Raw genomic sequence first — 17,040 nt, forward strand, 5'->3', positions numbered from 1 at the left:
CCATCAGAAGGCCATTGACCAGCCAGAATATCTAGATCAAACAAAACTTCCCGAGGGAACCGCTGACCTACGGTCCGCCAGCTAACTCCGGACAACTGGCTGGCGAGGTGTCCGGACCTAAGCTGCACCGTTCCTGCGCGTGCCAATCCCCATAGCAACCGCGTCCGGTCGCGCTGGCTCAAGCGGTGGCCGGGGGCACTGCGCCCGCCACCGCAGCCAGCAGTTGCGTGCCACGACCCACCTCGTCGTCCTACCCACACCCACCCCCTTTTTTTTCGCCGAACCAGTCGACGCAGCCCAGCCCGCCACGACATCGGCCGCCGACTGGTGACCCGCCACCGCGCCAAGTCCGGCCCAAACCTTGCCGGGCACGAGCTCGGACGACGACCTGATCGTGAGTTCCGGTGCCGCCAACTCGAGGCGCAGGTACAAACTCCGCGCACCACCCGAGACGTTGCCGGCACCCAGGCCATCCTCAGTGCAGGTGCCGTGAATACGTGTGGTGGCGGGACGCGTTTCGCAGGGCCTGAACAGCTGAATGCGCTCAGTGATGTCGCGCGCTGATGGCCTGTCACGCAGTCGTGGAGGCATCCACCAGCACGAGTGAAGCGCTCGTGTGCAGGGATAGAGGACAACAGACGGGCAAACCCTTCTTCAGTCCGGTAAGGACGGCACGCTGTTCGCCGACCAACGCTGTCAACTCACGCTTCGAGCTCGGCTTCGCCACATCTCCCCGTTACCAATGAACTCGCCGTTCAGCTAGGAAGGTGAAATTTCATGTCTTACCCGTCAGCAAGCCTGCTTGAGCCGGGCGACATCGTGCTTACCGACGCCACTGGCGTTGCAGATATCCCGTGGAGGACATCGACGTCCTCCGTGACAGACGCCGAAACGACAGCCACGCCGGTACGGGCCGTCGGCACGGGCGCCAGTCGTGTGGTCGATCGTCCGGGCACGCGACACGAGCAGGGTGTCGCCTCGAGCGGGGGTGCCTCGTGACGAGTGACGTTGATGTTTCCTCGACTGATGTTGTCGAGTCGATTTCGGCCGGTGTGGCATGTCCGGACGCGGTCGCTTGCGAGGTGCTGGCGGGCGAGGCTGCTGTCAGCTTCGATCCGGTGTGGTGGGGCTTTCACGTCTCGCTCAACAGGCATGCGGTCAAGTTCCTGATGAACAACATCGACGAGCTGAAGCCGATGTTGAAGAAGTTGCACAAGAAAAACCCCAGGGTCGGCAGCATCGTCCAGCTCTACATTGAGCTGCGGAAGTGGTGGGTCAAGCTCATCGACCAGGGGACAGGGATCCGGTTCAGCTCGCCGTGGCTGGTTCCCGGTGCACTGGTGCCGACCGTCTGGCACGACGGTGAGGCACAGCCGCCGCCAACGCCTCCTCCTGGGGACACGGCGCTGTGGTGGGCTGCGTGGGAGAACGGCAAGGGGTGGGGCACAGACATGCGCTTCCCCAGCCATCACAGTGTCGCCGCGCCCGCGTTCTCGGTAACGAACAACAACACGTTCCTGTGCCTGCACCGCGGCGGCCATGATGACGAGCACCTGTACTTGACGGTGTTCAAGGACGGTGCGTGGTCCAAGGACGAGAAGCTACCGGAGGAGCACTGTTCCCCGGCCGGTCCGGGCATGGCCTGGCATCCTCAGCATGGCCTGTTCGCCATCTATGGCAGGAAAGTCGTCAGCTACCCATTGCATTGGACCAGACGGTCCGGCGATGGTATCTCCGGTACCTGGGACCAGGCCCGCCCGGCCGGCGACGCGTACAGCCTGTGGCGCCCGGCCTTGTGTGTGACGGGCGACAAGCTGGTGTGCGTCTACACCGACACGACGGTCGGGATCCAGGGGAGGTATCCCGTGACGTGGATGGAGATGGACCTGTCCCATCAACCGTGGACGTGGACGAAACCACAAGAGGTTCACGACGGCATGATGAGCCAACACGCGCCGGCGTTGACCGCCGCGACCGACGGGGTGCTCGTGTGCGCGTGGGAAGAACTTGGCAAGGTGAAGTGGATCATCAAGAAACCTGACGCCAACGCCTGGAGTGTCCCTCAGGAGGTGCCCGGTGCGACAACGAACCGGGGACCGGCTATCGCCTACTGCGCCGAGACCCACAACGAAGTGAATCTCGCGTTCGTGACCCACAGTGGTGACAACAGCCTGTCTTTGGTCACCGCCGACGTGCAGGATTTCACCAACTACCGGGTTCGCGAGTGGAACGCGCCGCAGCAACTCCCTCACCACTCCAGCTCCGTGACACCGGCCGTGACGTTCGGCTCTTACCGCCTGGAGGGCGGCGGCACCAACAAGCAGATCGTGTGTGTCCATCGCGGATACTCCAAATAAGCCCGCGCAGCACGCCCGTCCGCACGAGACATCCCGTTCATGACCACTGCGTAGTCGGCGTGGGTGTGTGCACCTGTGAGGGTGGGGCGTGCCAGCGCAGGCCGGTCACGACCTGTGCTGACCTACTCAAGGTCGCCGTGGTCGCGCTACCCGCCTCTGACTAGTGTCCTGAGTTTCTAATTCGTGCGCAGTAGCGTGCGAGGGAGTCGAGGATCTGGGCAGGGGTCTTGGTCCAGACATCGGGCCGTGGTTCGTCGTTCCAGGTCTGGATCCATGTGCGGATGTCGTGGTTGAGTGCGTGGACACTGGTGGCTGCCGTGTTGGAGTTTCTTGGTGGTGAGTTCGGAGAACCAGCGTTCGATGAGGTTGAGCCAGGAGTTTGAGGTCAGGGGTGAAGTGCACGGTGAAGCGGGGATGAACCGTCAGTCAGCGTTTGACCGCAATTCCGTGTTTTTCTAAGCTCAAGGCGCCCAGTCGGATCGGTCGCATTCGGCCCGCCCCGCCAGCTGATGCCATGTCCGCCAAACGGCAGGACGAGGAGCGGCGCGGGTTGCGTAGTTCTACTAATTGGGTTCAGAGAAGATTCGCGACGTCGACGACGTTGGGAAATTGCCCTTCCAGCACAGGAAAGGAAAGAAAGTCATGGGCCAATATAGATTGTCCGTCAAGCGATTCTGGTCTCTCATCATGGTCGCGGTGGCGACGTTCTGCCTCGTGGTTCCTGTCGGCGTTGCCTCGGCTGCCACGAAGAACGAAACCGGCATGTCCGAACCTCGCACCTGGCGTACCGTGAGGGGGATCGTTACCAACGACACCGGCGTCACCCTCCGTCTTCACGAGAAGGAGGTCTCCTACGGTACCTGGAACAAGAATTCAGAGCCTCCGAGCGAACTCAAGTCCGGAGAAACCGCCAACTTCGTGGCCGGTTACGACAGTACCTACTACGGCGTCAGTTTCCTCGTCGGATACAACTACGGGAACGATCATGTCTTCGAAGTCTGGGCTATTTGTGACGCTCACGACCCGAACCGTAGCGGCGTCGAACGGAGCGACTCCGACAAGTGGAAAGTTGTTCGCTTGGGCCACAACGGGGCAGAGACGAACTCTTACGTGGTGGAATGGCACATCACCCGCAAGTAGCCCCTGTGCGTTGATTGCGATGTCATCGATCACGCCCCAAGTAATGCAGTCGTGACCTTATCTGCCCGGTACCACTGTGCGTCACCATCATGCGGCTGGACTTCATCGGTCGTGCTTCGCACATCTTCGGCCGCGCCCACCGCCATTGCGGCGGTGGGCGCGGCGTGGAGCCACTTCCCGGCCCTGTCTCGTTCGGGTTCGTCGGCGGGTGAAGAACCTCCGCCCCCTTGTCCGGACCCACGTCACCCCTTCCGGGCGGTTCCGGCTGGACATGGACACCCGCTGCCGCGGTGCCGACCCCGCTGATCGTGAGGACGGTGATGACACCGACCAGGCCGCGTCGGATGGTCATGACGCTCAACATTGCGAAGTACGGTCTTTTCGTGTCCGACAGCGGAGAGTGTGGCCCTCCGACAGCGTCAGCGCGTGACGCGCTGGCACACCAGGTCCTGGCACCGATACGCGTCACCGCACGCCAGGCCGTCGTGAACCAGGCAAACCGTTGGCACACAACAGGTTGACCAACGAATGTCGTCTATCTGTCCACTGATCGCTGGCCGATTACCTTGACATGATGCCAATCAGTGTCATCAAGCCACATCGCTGTGGCGGCCGTGACCCGAACTGCCCGGGGTAAACCGGCGAATGCACTACGCCTGTCGAGCAGGATCAAGACACCGGCGACCGCCCACCGCTCTACCACTTGGCCGAGATGGCGAGGACACCGTCGGCCTGCTGGACCACCCCGGAAGCGTCCGCACCCTGTGCTCAATCATGAGCACCACCGGCAACCCCCTCGTGGCAGCCGTCCGAGGAAGCCCGGGAGAAGTTGCTGGCGCCCACACCCGATGACCGCGACGAGGCCATCGAGCACATCATCGACATCTTCCGTGTGTCATCGGCGCCAAGACCCGCGCCGACGCCGAAGAGGCACGGCGCCGCCAGTTCGCCGAAACCTCCTACGACTGCAGCTTCTACCCCAGGGCACCAAGAACCAGTTCGCCGCCATCCTCCACGCCCGCACCCGCACCGCCGACCTGGGCAGGCTGACCACGCCCACCCTGGTCATCCGCGGCGTCGAGGACAGCGTCATCAACATCACCGGCGGACAGGCCCACCCACAAGGCCATCCCCGGCTCCGAGTACACCCCGCACACCGCCATGGGCCACGACCTGCCCGAAGTCCGGTGGCCGAAACTGGTCGACGACATCGTTGCCACCGCACACCGAACGGCCGAGCCCCGACGCCGTCTGGGGCAACACGATCGGGTAACTCCCACCACTCCGCGGCACGAAAACCCCGGTCCTCATCGGAGCTTCCCACGCCCCACCCGGCTCGTCGCCGTGTACACCTGCGGCCGGAGCGTGTGTAAACCGGAGAGGTGGGCCAGCGACGCACCGCCCGCCACCGCGAGTTTGCTGGCGGCGGCGCTGGTCGATCGGACGGACGGCGAGGGACCGTACCGGTCACCGCGGACTTGCTCACGAGATCGGCTGGATGATCCCGACATAGCCGAACGGTTTCGGCGACGCACGGAAACCGCCGGTGTGCTGACCCAGCTATACCAGAAGACGAGCCCAACGCGGTAGGTCACGCTTGACCCTTGACGGTCGGCATCGCCACCCTCGACGGCGTGATCGCTCCCGGCAGACCGTCATGAGTATCCGGTTGATCGGAGCAATGGATGACACGGACGAGTGCGGTCGCCGCACCTCCGGGTGGCACCGGCCCGTTCGACAAGCACGGCGTAGACCCCTGCGGCTAGAACTGAAACGACGATTTCTTTCCTACCAGGCAGGGAGGTTCGCGATGCCCGTCCCGACACTCGACCACAGTGCCACCGGATACAGCCTGCGGCAGGCGTACTGGATGGCCGAGGCCGCCCAACTCGCCTACCAGCCACCGGAGACCATCGAGCAGACGGCACGGAAGTGGGGATTCGACCGGTTCCGCCACCACGAGACGACGTTCCGACCGCCGTTCCCGCTGGAGGACACCCAGGCATTCACCGCGGCCTGCGACCGCATGGTCGTCACCGCGTTCCGCGGCACCGAACCCAAGAAGATCCAGGACTGGCTCTCCGACAGCACCACCCCGCCCTGGCCCGGACCCGCCGGAACCGGCTTCGTCCACTTCGGCTTCGGCGAAGCCCTCCAGTCGATCTACCCGCAGGTGCGCGACGCGATCAGCGAGTTGCGCGACAACGACCAGACGATCTGGTTCACCGGCCACAGCCTCGGCGGCGCCCTGGCCGCCCTAGCCGCCATGCGCCTGCATTTCGAAGAACCACGACTGCTCGCCGACGGCGTCTACACCTTCGGCCAACCCCGCGTATGCGACCGCACCCTCGCCAAGGCCCACGACGAAGCGTTCCGCGACCGCACACACCGGTTCGTCAACAACAACGACATCGTCCCCCAGGTACCGCCCGAGCCTGCGTTCCACCACACCGAGGCAGTGCATTACATCGACGCCAACGGCAAGATCCGCGACAGCATGACCGTTCTCGGCGGTCTCGCCGACCGCGCCAAGGGCCTGACTGCCGACCCTTTCGCCCCCGCAAGCGACGGCGTCCGCGACCACGTCATGAACCGCTACCTCGAAGCCCTGCGCACCAACGCAGGCTGACCCCGACGCGTCATCGCGCTTGCCGGAACCCCGTTCGTCTCAGTCAAGCACTGGTTGGTCAAACACCACTTCACTCGACCCCATGGCCCGTGATCAGCACGGCAGGGTGATCGGCACGCTGCTGCGATTGGCGCACTTCAGCACCGATCACGTCGGCGACGAACCGTGTGGCCAGTTCCCGCAGCTTGATGTTGACGCATTGGGACCGTTCGACCAGCACCGCGAACGCCTCGTCGGCGGGGAACCGGTGGGCGGCCATGATGATGCCCTTGGCCTGGTCGATCACCGCCCGGCACGTCAGTGCCTCCCGCAGGTGAGCGATGTGCTCCCGGCTCGCAGATAATGGCGCGCGGTGCGCAGCGCGGTCACTGCCGCGGTGGTACATCTCCAGCAGCGCAGCGTCGAGCTCACGGAACTCGTGGAGGTCGTGCCCGTAAAGTTGAGCGAGCCGTGGTACTCCCGATCGATGAACAGCGGAGCCGACAAGTAACTGGACACGCCGCGCCGACTGGCCGCATCGGCGAACATCGGCCACCGCTGATGCGCCTCACCCACCGACACCCGCACCCCCTTCCCGCCGTGCGCCGACCCTGCGACCATGGACCCAACCCTGTTCAACAAGACCACAAACCCATCGTGATTTGCTGGTTCAAACAAGCCGCAACCCATGTGCTCGACTGAGTCCCCCGGCTACCTCGATCTGCTCGACCGCTACGGCATTGGCTGGGTCGAACGCCGCCCGGCACAGTCCTCTACGAAGACGACGTTCAAGTGCTCACCCGGCCAGCCGACACGCCAGTCAGGACTCATACACTGACCAGCGCGTAACCCACCATCGCGACCGGACTCAACGGATGTATCTCCGACGAAGGTCGGAAGAGATCTCCCGAGTTCTCTGCGACCGCACCGCCCCATTGTCCCGTCCGGCGGCGTGGCTGCCACCGCCCGTCGGGGACGTCGTGATCGACGCCACGGCAGGACAGGTGCGGGTGTGGTTCGGTGACCGTCACACGGCGTGGGTCAGCGCCCACAGTCGTTGTCCAGCACGCTGGTCAGTTTCGTGCTTTCGGCGGGAGTGACGGTCAGGGCGTAGCTGTATTTCACCTGGATCCATGCCCGCACGTACATGCAGTGGAACCGCTGGTTGAGCGGCATCCATTGGTCCGGGGATTTGTCACCTTTGGACCGGTTGGTGTACTGGTCCACCGCGATCAACTGCGGCCGAGCGGTGTCGTTGGCGAACGCACTGCGCCGGGATGGCAGCCACTTGTTGGCGCCGGACATGTAGGCGTGCTTGGCGGGCACCACATGGTCAACATCGATCTTGGATGGTTGGTCGATCCACGACGTGTCCGAGTCGTAGCGCGAGATCCACTTTCCCTTGGTGATCTTGCAGTTGGCGTCGGTGGTGACACCTTTGCCGTCTCGCTTGAGGATGGTGTTGCGGGTGGAACACTTCGACCCCTTCGGTGTGGTCCACGCGAAGTCCTTCCGGTCGTAACCAGCGCCAGTGTTCAGCGCGTCGACCTTGAGCTTGCCCAGATAGGTCTTTGCCGTTTTCTTGTCCACTGGAACGGGAAACCCCGCTACTAGCCGTTGCGAGCCCACCGCCGCTGGCGCGTCCGCCGTCGAGCCTGCCGCCGCCACCCCGGCCGCAGGCACCACGACCGCAGGCACCACGACCGCCAACACAGCCGTCATCGTGACCCCTACTCGCATTACCTGTCGCAACATCGTCACGCCTTTCGTCTTGGTCCCCCGATATGTGCTTGAAGGTCACCAGGTTTCGCCGTCAACGAATGCCCCTGACCGGCGCGTCCTCATGTCGGTCTGTTCCTGACCAACGCGAACTCCTGGCAGAGCAGCGCTTGTAGCAGCCTCGGGCCTGCCAGGAGTTCCCGTCCGCGCACCCAAGGTCCTCCACCCCGTCAAGGCTGCGGGGCAGGGGAGATCAGGAGCGGTGTGCCGTGCGGGGCGAGTCCGACTGACGGCTCACTTGCACTGCACATACTGGAATTTCACGTATGGCTCGTGACTGGTGCTGGATCCGCGCAGGCACTGGTTCTTCGCGGGCGCGTCCTTGAGCACGGCAGCGGCCTCATAGAGTTTCTTGCAGGCTGCCTTCGCGAGGGTGCCGTACTTCTTCTTGAGGAAGTCGCACGCAGATGCCTCGCCGGCCTTGTACGCGACGTGAGCTGCGACCGTCTCGTTGTGATTCAGTATTTTTTCGATCCTGGGGTCGAGCTGGCCATCATCCTGCTGGATCACGTCGGTCGCGGGGCTGATGGTGGCTTCAAGCTGACTGGAAGCATTGGCGATCCCGCCGCCACCCAACACGGCAAACGTCGCCGCAGTGGCAACCAGACCTGCTCGGAAACGCGTCAAAGTGGGCACCGTCGTCCGTCCTTAGTAGATTGATCAGGTCGCGATACTCAGGCGTGAGTCCTTACTTGCAAAGCGCCCGGACTGGCCTAGTCGCCCGCAGTCGGCCATGTCACGGGGCGATCGTGTGCGGCCGAACCGAAAACCGTCGGTGCACCAATCCTTCCGGCACTTGACCCTTCCGCACTGGGCCGCATCACGTGGCTTAAGCATGGGCGGCCTGAGAAACGAGGGCAACCCCGCAAAGAATCATCCTGCTCGCAGGTGACGACGCGACGGCGACGTGTGCCGAGTGTGACCCCGTCCGACGGCCGTGCCCGCCGACGGGCCTGGTCAAACCACCTAGATGGGCCTCTGACCGTGTCCAGCGGCCGGACCTCCCACAGCCAACCGTCGTCGATGACATTGTCGAGGCCAACCTCGACGCGGACGTCCGGATCGACAGCCCGGAGGCATCACCACCGCCTCGCCCCCGATGCGCCACGCTCGACATGAGCCCAGCCCACTGCCATCGGGGACGAGACGACCCGCCGGGGCCACGGGAACACCTCCCGTGGCCCACGCACACCACACCCGGACCCAGCGGTCACCCTCCACGGCACTCCAGCCCATTGTGCTCGGCGATCCATCTATCACGTCCACGGGCGCAGCCCGCGCGCGGGCGCTACTCGCCGCTACGGGTGCGTTTGGCGGCAAGACACACCATGCTGGTTCAGTTCGACGCATCATTTACTGGTCATGGTGTATGTTCTGGGCTGTGATCGAACAGGATGTGGTGATCGGGTCACTTGGTCGAGCGGGTGTCCTGACTGGTGTTCGGTGGGCGTTTCAGTCTGCTGTCGACCGTTCCCTGCAGGAGTTCTCCGAGGCTGACGGTCACGACAACGCTCTGCTCGGCAACATCCGGTACACGCTGTTCCGAGACCGGCTCGACCGCGTGTTCTCGTGCGAGCGATACGCCGTTCGTGCCGGTGATGTCGACGCGGACCTTGATCAGCTGTACGACAAACTGTCCGATCGCGACATCGACACCATGCCGAGGCTCGATCCGTCGTTGGTAATTCGATCGGATCTGAGCGGTAGCCCGGGCTGGGTGCACGACGGGCTGCGGTTCCTGCTCGCTTCCTGTGATTACGGCAAGATCGACAAACTGCGTTGGGATCGGAAAAGCTTCATCAAGCAGCAGGTGGCCAAGCAACGCGGTCCGTACCCGCTGCAGTCGACCCTGTTCGAAGGGTGCCCTCCCGAGGAGTTGGGTGGTTTGGAAGCAGTGCTCGCCGCTTCCAGGCAGCTTGACGTGCCCACCTATGTCGTCGGTCATAGCCTGTCTGCGCTGACGCAGCAGTACGAACTCGTGCTCGGAAGCCCTCAAATGAACGGCGACGGCGGCCCGCCGTGGCGCTGGCGGCACAACCTTCTCGACGGGCAACTCGCTGGCGGCGGCCGACGCGGGAGTAGCACTCCGCTGCCGCCTGGGCCGAACACGGAGCCAGATGCTTCTGTGCGTTTGCGCCGCCCAGCGAGCGAGCGCCGTGGAGATCATGCTAGTGGTAACACGTGAGTTCTCGTGCGCAGACCGGCCACCGCACCGCGGACGCGGCAGCCCTGTTCGATGGAGACCGCCTGAAGCTGGCCAGGCAACTCGCGGGACTGCGGAAAAGTGATCTCGCGGGACTTGTCGGCAAAAGTGCGACCGCTGTGGCGGCCTGGGAGTCGGGTGCCAAACGGCCAACGGCTCCCACGGTGGCGCAGCTGGCCTTGAGCCTGGCTGTAGACCCGGGGTTCTTCGTGGTTCGCGCGGACGATGTAGGGGCGATCAGTGCCGCTCCGCACTTCCGGTCGCTGCGCTCGACCAGTCAGCTCGCTCGGGATCAAGCGTTCGCGTATGGCAGAGTCGCGGTCGACATCGCGGCGAGTCTCGAGCGACACGTCGAGTTCCCGGAGCCAGACCTCCCTAGCCTTCCTGTAGATGTCGACGACCGCGATGGTGACGGGCCCGAGCGCGCTGCGCGGTTGGTTCGGACTGAGTGGGGCATGGGAACGGGACCCGCTGGTCATCTGGTCCGGCTCCTGGAGAACCGCGGCGTGCTCGTCGTGTTCAGCCCACCGCAAGCCGCGTCCGTGGACGCTTATTCGTTTGATACGAAGCTGCGTCCTGTGGTGGTGCTGAATCCGGTCAAGTTGGACTACTACCGGCAGCGGTTCGATGTCGCGCACGAACTTGGCCACCTGGTCATGCACGCAGATGCTGAACCAGGTGGCCACGTTGTCGAAGATCAAGCGCACCGGTTCGCCGCCGAGCTGTTGATGCCCGCCAGCGAACTTCGAGGCCTCCTTCCAGCAGTCATGGGTGGGGGAGTGTGGCGAACTCTGGCACAGCTGAAGGAACAGTGGGGCGTCAGCATGCAGGCTCTGCTGTACCGCGCCCGCTGGCTCGGGAAGCTGAGTGACGTCTCCTACCGCAATGCGATGACGACGATCTCCTCACGGGGATGGCGACGCAGCGAACCCGGACTGATCAACATCATTGAGCAACCGTCGTTGCTGCCGCGAGCGATTGAGCTTCTGGGACAGGAAGATATCGGTGAAGAGGCTCTCGTGGAGCAATGCCGCATCCCGCCTGCATTGTTTCGAACCGTCACCGCACGAACGCCGGCCGTGGCCCCTTTTGTCGATGCTGGCAAGTCAACAGTGAGATCGGACCACCAAGACAGTGCGCAGGTGGTATCCCTGTTGGACAGTGCGACGCGTCAGGATTCCGTCAAGATAACGCACAACTGACGGGAGTGGGCTCGCTGTCCGGGAACCGTGGCCCTGGCCGTCGCATCGCCTCGGTTGACATCGGAGCCGACCGTGCCACGGGTAGTTGCGTGTGCTGGGTACGACGTTCGAGATCGGCTTCCGCTTCAGCGATCGCATCGCCTTCTGTTGCCAGCTGTGTCGCACCCGCCCGACACGGTCATCACAGCGAATTCTGCGACGTGACCTGTTCCAGCCGGCTCTCCAAGTCCTCGGCGCGATGGGCAACCACGTCGCTGTGTGGGCCGTGCGCGACTGCATCACCAACATCGTGCAGATCACCGCTATGCCAACAGAATCCTTGGCACAAGCACTAGTCGACCAGTCCCCGCGCGTTGACCAGCCGAGGAGGCGGCCTGAACGTGCCCCAACGAGCCATGCCGACGATCAGGCCCGTCATCCAGATGTGAGAGGATCTCGCTGAACTGCTTACCCAACACGATCGGGTGGCCGTCAGCTGTAGACCGCCTGTCGAGATCCGCTAGGACGCAGACTGCGCTTGGTACCGCTGACCGTGTCTCCGGGACCGGGTGAATCAGGTGCAGCAGGCCTTGGCGTTCCATTCAACCACCCCACCTGCCGCCACCGAAGTCAAGCGCAGCCTGGCACTTGTAGTGTCACCGTCGCACGACACCCCTGTCGTGGGGACTGGATCTCGGGTGTTTCCGGGTTGGCTACTGCGGGACCCGCAGAAACCAATGCCGACCAATGCAACACATGCTGCGACCACGGTTGTCGTGAGTCTCATGCCTCCAACCATCGTAGCGACATCCTCGGATAGAAACGCTCGTCAACCATGGTGCACCTGGATGATAACGATGCGGGACCGGACGGTGTTGGCGTCGGCACGGAGCGCACTGTCCGCCTCGACCGCGGCACCGACCGCCTCTACGGGTAAGGCCCTTGCGAGCGGTCGCCCGCAGCCCGGCGCCGGATCCTGGGTTGACGGTTGAACCGATCCGCATGCTCCACATGTGACAAACGTGCGACCGTATGCCTGTTACCCGAGTGAAGTTGGATCCGCCGTGGTGTGCCACGAACCTCGTTCTAGGGTTGCCCTATGACGTTCACACAAGCGTTTCGCTACGACGTTACTGTGGGAGAATCGACTCCTTTCTTCGAGGTCGCATCCTTCGTCGACCGCGCCCGCGACGCAGGTGCCACCGAGGAGACTCCGGTGCGGGCGGTGCCGCTCGAACAGGACGATTCGATCATCGATCACCTGGTCATCGAGTTGGACTCGTCCGCTCGCCCGGCAGCACCGACTGTCGGTGTGTCCGTCACCGTTCTTCGGCAGTTGCGCGACCTGCTCGGAGAGATCCATGCCTCCGACGGTGACGTGCGAACTCTGTCGAGTGCCATCGCTGATGCCCACCGGACGGTAGTGAAGCTCGTGGACGGCGAGAGCATCGGCCAGGAGATCGACTGGACCTGAGAGCTGTTGCGCGGCGCTCGCCAACGGTGGGCGCCGCGCCCATTATCGACACGCAGCTTATTGCCCCGTGGTCGGACGAGGCAGACCGGCCAGCCAGGTACCGCCACTGCCGCATCTTCGACCACAGGCCGACATGGTGTTGTCCGGCGTAACGTTGTGTGGTGCCTCGACGGGCTGCGAGGCCCACACCTGCCGGGTGACGCCCAATACCGGGCGGCACAGGAGGTTCGGCGTCACTTGTCGATCACCGCGCTGGTGTGGTGTATCGGGCGCAGAGTGTGTAGGCGGCGTTTAGCCTGCTTGGGGTGTTGCTTGTCATGCGGATGGCGTCTCAGGTGAGGACTTGGAGGTGGGGTTGGGTGTGGCGGGCGCTGGTCAGTCGGCCGAGTTGCTTGGGCAAGGTGTTTCTGGATCTTGACGTGCTGAAAGCGGTAGCGCGTCCCCGCGGTACGCAGGATTCCTTGGGTTCGGGCATCCTCCAGCGACTTCTCCAGTTCGATCTCCATCGGTAGACCGTGGCGGGTAAGCAGGATGCGTCGCACGACCCAGCGGCTCCAGACGGCGCCGGGGACGTGATCGCCCTTGTAGGTCAACACGATCAGAGCCAGCGCCGCGGTGGGAGCAATGACGTTCCATTGCTGGAACAGGCCGCAGACGATGGTTGCGCAGCGGATAGGTGCTGGGAGATAGGCGGCGAGTGTCCAGCCGTCGCGATGGATCGTTGAGGGCCGGTGGGGTGTGCCGTCATCGATGGTGGGCTCGGTGAGGCTGCCCCATGCGGTGCCGCCTATCACGGCGGCGGTGATGGTGAAGAAGATGACGACGATCACCGTGGTCTTGAGGTCGGGTAGCGCTGCGGATGCGGTGGCACCGGCCAGAATTCGCGTGGGTCGGATCGCGAGTTGTGACATCACGACACGGCGTCGCATGCGATATTGGCGTGTCATCAACGAAGTGTGAATACTACGGTTGATGCTCTATCTCCAGCGGCTCGATAGGATCCGTACCCAAGCGACCGAGTTCATTCATGATGACTAGCGTGGGGTGAGACCCGTGTTGGTGCGTGAGGATTTATTCAATCATCGGTAGCGTTCGCGTTCCTTCCAGGCTACGTAATTGTCGAGCTCGGTGCGAAGGGCCTGCTGGAAATCGGTGCGGAGTGCGTTGAGATCCGGCGTTGTTCCGGGACTGGCAACGGCCAGGAGACGGGGCAAGGAGTAGGTCACCAGTTGAGCGTTGTGGCCGCTGTAGACCGCGATTGCATCGATGCGGAGGGCGTTGTGGTGGTCCAGCAGGACGTAGCCGAGGAGTTGCCGTAGCCAGGTCTGGACGGCGGTCGTGGTGGGCTGGGTGGCCAGTTTGACGTCGACCAGGGTATTGCCGATGACGAGATCGGCGATGCCGAATCCGCTGCCAAGCTCCGGGGCGATGATCGCTCGGTCGCCGAGCGCTGTCAGGCGGGGACGGCCGCGTGTGAGATAGGCCGTCCAGCAGTGGGCGAAGGCATCCAGCAGATGGGCGTCGTGGCCGTACTCGTCCTCACCGACCATTGCGGCGAAGAACGCTCGTCGCGCGTCTACGGTCTTGGTTTCGCCCCATCGGTGCATGGGTTGGCGGAACGAGGCAAGGTCCAGGCAGGTGGTCAAAACGGCACGCTGAGCGTCGTCGAGACAGACCGGGTGGTGGGTACGCGACCAGTGCAGCAGGATCGGGTCAACCGTGCCGCTGGCGGGCAGCGCACCCATTGGGGCGTGCTGGAATCCGGCTGCGGTCAGCAGTTGAGTGCAACGGTTAATAGGCAGGTAGGACAGCTCTTGTCGTCGGGCCGGAGCGTTGGCTAGGTCGAGGCCCAAGCGAAGTTCCAATGCCCAACCCATGCTGTCGTGCTCTCTGTCCAATCGTGGGCTGTCGTCTGGTGCCGTCAGCAGGGTGTGGGTCCATGATTCGACGATCGCGTCTCGATGGGGCAGGCGATCATCGAGGAATTGTGCCAGCGGCGTCGACGAATACTTTGCCTGCTCCTGGATTCCCACGATGCCTCCCCGCGCAATCGATCAACCGGATCCGGCCGACTGTGCCACTGGCCAACTCGTCGCCGCGGATGGCTTGCGGGATGGGGCGGTGATCATGACCGGGGACCAGTCCAAGAAGCCCACGTTACTTGCTTCCTTCACGGTTCTGTCCATACCAGGGGACGAGACCAGCGGCCGTCGACCACGCTAGCCAAGGTTCACGCACACCATGGTGTTGACGCCCCACAGGCTCGCCACGGAGACTCTGCGACGGCGCCTGCAGTGGTTCCCGTAACGAATTCCGGTGATCAGCTTTGGGGAGGGGGCTTCGGGGCTGGGCAGGCGCTTAGAAACGCAGCGCCTGCTTCAGTGTACGGTCCTTCGACACTTGTGACGGGAAACCGCGACCGGGCCTCAGCCAGCAAGCGCCGTGCGATCCCGCGCCGCTGCCACGCGGTCGCCGTCCAGATGTGGCCTACCGACTCATAAGCGCCGTCCTCGTCGCGGTCGTACACAATCACGAACCCTGCTAGACGTCCGCTGTAGAACCACGTTCCGTCCTCCCTGCCGCTCGCCGAAACCGGAGCCAACATCAGCAGCCACACGCCCGACTCGTCTGGCGGGTGATCCCATCTGCCGGCACGCTTGTACGCCATGCCAGCGCGGTTCAGAGCGCTGCCGTGCCAGTTCCCGGTCGGACCTTCGAATGCATCTATGCCGAGCTGGAACTCGCCGAAGTCGTATGCCTTGTTGTCAAGATCGACGCCCGACAGCACCAGCCCCCAATCCCCTTCCCGGAGCGGCGCTCGCCACGAGATGGCCGGACCGAGCTGCGAGGCGACTGCGAACTCCGCGCTGTCGACCAACATTCGGAACTGTGACATTACCTCGGCGAAGTCAGATTCTCCCTCGGCGGTGACGGTGCGTGGGGGCACAAGGGCTTCCAACGCTCGGTATGCAGCCCTGTACGCTTCCTCGATTTCCGGTGTCTTCGGGAACGCGTAGTCGGTCATCAGGTGCTCTCTCATTCGTGTCGGCGTTGCGGTCGATGCCAGCGATCACTGCGCCAGCCGAGCTGAGGCATCAAAGCCGTTCCTCGGAAGGGTAGTGCGTTAAGTCCCGATGGCCACGTAGGCGGCGAGGATGTAGTTGGGGGTTGCGGTCGAGGCTGGTGCACGCTCGATCGCAGCGCCCAGCGGTGTGGAGAGTTGGCTTGGCGTGGGAGCCGGTGCGTTGTGACCTGCAATCTTGCGAGGATTAAGGCGGGACGAAGATCCACGCGGTCAAATGCCGTCGCGCCTCGCAGTAGGTGTCCAGCGCGGGGTGAGTACGCCTGCGCGCATCATCCACTCCACCACCGCGGCCAGACGGACTCGTCACGACGCCGACTGGACCTGGGCCACGAGCGCGCCCCGCCGATAGAACACCATCACGGTTAAGAGTCCGCTGTTGAGGGTGCTGGGTTGCCTGCCTTCTTGGCGAGAGCCGAGGCACTAAGGCGGTAGCGATGACGACACCCGTCGGCGAGATCCGCGCCGCGTCGGCGGCCGGGCGAACCGCAGCCGAAATGGCAAGCGGTCAGCAGCAGCTCCTACCGCGGCCACGCTGATACTCCGCGCGAGCGGGTGCTCGCCCACGCGTGGGTCTACGACTACTCCGCTGGCAACCCCATCAACGTCCAGGTCGATTGAGTCGCGTCGAGAACCGTAGCCAACTGTCCGAAGTTCTTCGACTTGGAAACAGCCGACTTCCCCGTAGCAAGAACCGCTCGTGCCCGGAAAGGAAGCGACGGCAGCAGCGGCGCCACTTCTGGGTACACCAATAACATAAAGATGATCATTTGACCGTCTTGTGCCCATGTGACGGCGTCGAGAGCATCGAGCTTGTGCGAGCCACCTTCCCGGCTCATGGACCCGCTGATCTCGAAACTTGGCGCCGACCGTATGGTCGGCAGCTCGATAAAGCACTCCTTCACGCGCACAGGCAACCGCCCCACGTTGCGCACGGTCACCTCGAACGTCACCCGCGCTGCACTGGGTTCCTTGAACGTCTTCAGTAGTGCGATAAGGTCTGTCGGTTCCCCGAACTCTGCTGTAAACATGGTGCGGGTGACCACCTTGGCAGTGAACTCGACGATGACTCTGCCACCCGACAGGACAAAAGCTCTTGCCTGCCAAGCCAACGCTGACAGAGCGATCACGGCAGCGAAGACAGCTACGATGAACGAGGCCAGCTGCATGATGTTGCCCCTCTTCCTCGCCCGCAGCGAGTGCCTGACGGCCGAGC

At 63.6% G+C, this 17,040-nt stretch carries 14 protein-coding genes and 1 pseudogene; 6 read left to right on the top strand and 9 right to left on the bottom strand.

Annotated elements, in window-relative coordinates; genetic code table 11:
* Nucleotides 1-995: 995 nt before the first annotated feature.
* Nucleotides 996-2,357, top strand: coding sequence for a hypothetical protein (locus tag AOZ06_RS04200; RefSeq protein WP_157232804.1), 1,362 nt, complete (start codon nt 996-998; stop codon nt 2,355-2,357).
* Between the two features lie 160 nt (nt 2,358-2,517).
* Here AOZ06_RS04200 and AOZ06_RS57605 read toward each other — a convergent pair.
* Nucleotides 2,518-2,783 (bottom strand): annotated as a pseudogene (locus AOZ06_RS57605) (IS630 family transposase); the annotation flags it as partial.
* 141 nt (nt 2,784-2,924) lie between these two features.
* Here AOZ06_RS57605 and AOZ06_RS04205 point away from each other — a divergent pair.
* Nucleotides 2,925-3,497: a hypothetical protein gene (locus tag AOZ06_RS04205; RefSeq protein ID WP_157232805.1), complete on the top strand. Its 573-nt coding sequence runs from the start codon at nt 2,925-2,927 to the stop codon at nt 3,495-3,497.
* A gap of 974 nt (nt 3,498-4,471) precedes the next feature.
* On the opposite strand, the gene AOZ06_RS04215 is transcribed toward AOZ06_RS04205, so the two are convergent.
* A complete protein-coding gene (locus AOZ06_RS04215; RefSeq protein WP_157232806.1) occupies nt 4,472-4,708 on the bottom strand; it encodes a hypothetical protein in 237 nt (78 codons plus the stop codon).
* Between the two features lie 599 nt (nt 4,709-5,307).
* Here AOZ06_RS04215 and AOZ06_RS04220 point away from each other — a divergent pair.
* On the top strand, nt 5,308-6,126 hold the full coding sequence (locus AOZ06_RS04220; protein WP_054288215.1) for a lipase family protein: 819 nt from the start codon (nt 5,308-5,310) through the stop codon (nt 6,124-6,126).
* Between the two features lie 70 nt (nt 6,127-6,196).
* On the opposite strand, the gene AOZ06_RS04225 is transcribed toward AOZ06_RS04220, so the two are convergent.
* The 3 genes from AOZ06_RS04225 to AOZ06_RS04235 all read right to left on the bottom strand — a co-directional run bounded on the left by AOZ06_RS04225 (nt 6,197) and on the right by AOZ06_RS04235 (nt 8,520).
* Entirely contained in the window at nt 6,197-6,661 is a 465-nt protein-coding gene (locus AOZ06_RS04225) for an ANTAR domain-containing protein (protein ID WP_157232807.1), read from the bottom strand.
* 485 nt (nt 6,662-7,146) lie between these two features.
* On the bottom strand, nt 7,147-7,827 hold the full coding sequence (locus AOZ06_RS04230; RefSeq protein WP_054288217.1) for a GmrSD restriction endonuclease domain-containing protein: 681 nt from the start codon (nt 7,825-7,827) through the stop codon (nt 7,147-7,149).
* Between the two features lie 291 nt (nt 7,828-8,118).
* Entirely contained in the window at nt 8,119-8,520 is a 402-nt protein-coding gene (locus tag AOZ06_RS04235; protein WP_157232808.1) for a hypothetical protein, read from the bottom strand.
* A gap of 745 nt (nt 8,521-9,265) precedes the next feature.
* On the opposite strand from AOZ06_RS04235, the gene AOZ06_RS04240 reads away from it, so the two are divergent.
* The 3 genes from AOZ06_RS04240 to AOZ06_RS04250 all read left to right on the top strand — a co-directional run bounded on the left by AOZ06_RS04240 (nt 9,266) and on the right by AOZ06_RS04250 (nt 12,742).
* Nucleotides 9,266-10,069, top strand: coding sequence for a hypothetical protein (locus tag AOZ06_RS04240; protein ID WP_054296407.1), 804 nt, complete (start codon nt 9,266-9,268; stop codon nt 10,067-10,069).
* Complete coding sequence (locus AOZ06_RS04245; RefSeq protein WP_054288219.1) at nt 10,066-11,289, top strand: helix-turn-helix domain-containing protein; 1,224 nt, start codon at nt 10,066-10,068, stop codon at nt 11,287-11,289. Before AOZ06_RS04240 ends, AOZ06_RS04245 begins: the two co-directional genes overlap by 4 nt.
* A gap of 1,078 nt (nt 11,290-12,367) precedes the next feature.
* The gene (locus tag AOZ06_RS04250) at nt 12,368-12,742 is read left to right on the top strand and encodes a hypothetical protein (protein WP_157232810.1); all 375 of its coding nucleotides are present in this window, start codon (nt 12,368-12,370) and stop codon (nt 12,740-12,742) included.
* 233 nt (nt 12,743-12,975) lie between these two features.
* Here the strand turns inward: AOZ06_RS04250 and AOZ06_RS04255 are convergent, their stop codons facing one another.
* The 4 genes from AOZ06_RS04255 to AOZ06_RS04270 form a co-directional block, all read right to left on the bottom strand.
* Nucleotides 12,976-13,689 carry a hypothetical protein gene (locus AOZ06_RS04255; protein WP_157232811.1) on the bottom strand — a complete coding sequence of 238 codons (714 nt, stop codon included), beginning with the start codon at nt 13,687-13,689 and terminating at the stop codon, nt 12,976-12,978.
* A 132-nt stretch (nt 13,690-13,821) separates the two neighbouring features.
* Entirely contained in the window at nt 13,822-14,775 is a 954-nt protein-coding gene (locus tag AOZ06_RS04260) for a hypothetical protein (RefSeq protein WP_157232812.1), read from the bottom strand.
* A gap of 287 nt (nt 14,776-15,062) precedes the next feature.
* Nucleotides 15,063-15,767 (bottom strand): GNAT family N-acetyltransferase, encoded by a 705-nt coding sequence (locus AOZ06_RS04265; protein WP_157232813.1) that lies wholly within the window; start codon nt 15,765-15,767, stop codon nt 15,063-15,065.
* 638 nt (nt 15,768-16,405) lie between these two features.
* Nucleotides 16,406-16,993, bottom strand: coding sequence for a hypothetical protein (locus AOZ06_RS04270; protein ID WP_054288224.1), 588 nt, complete (start codon nt 16,991-16,993; stop codon nt 16,406-16,408).
* Nucleotides 16,994-17,040: the final 47 nt, after the last annotated feature.

Source organism: Kibdelosporangium phytohabitans, from assembly GCF_001302585.1.
GTDB lineage: Bacteria > Actinomycetota > Actinomycetes > Mycobacteriales > Pseudonocardiaceae > Kibdelosporangium > Kibdelosporangium phytohabitans.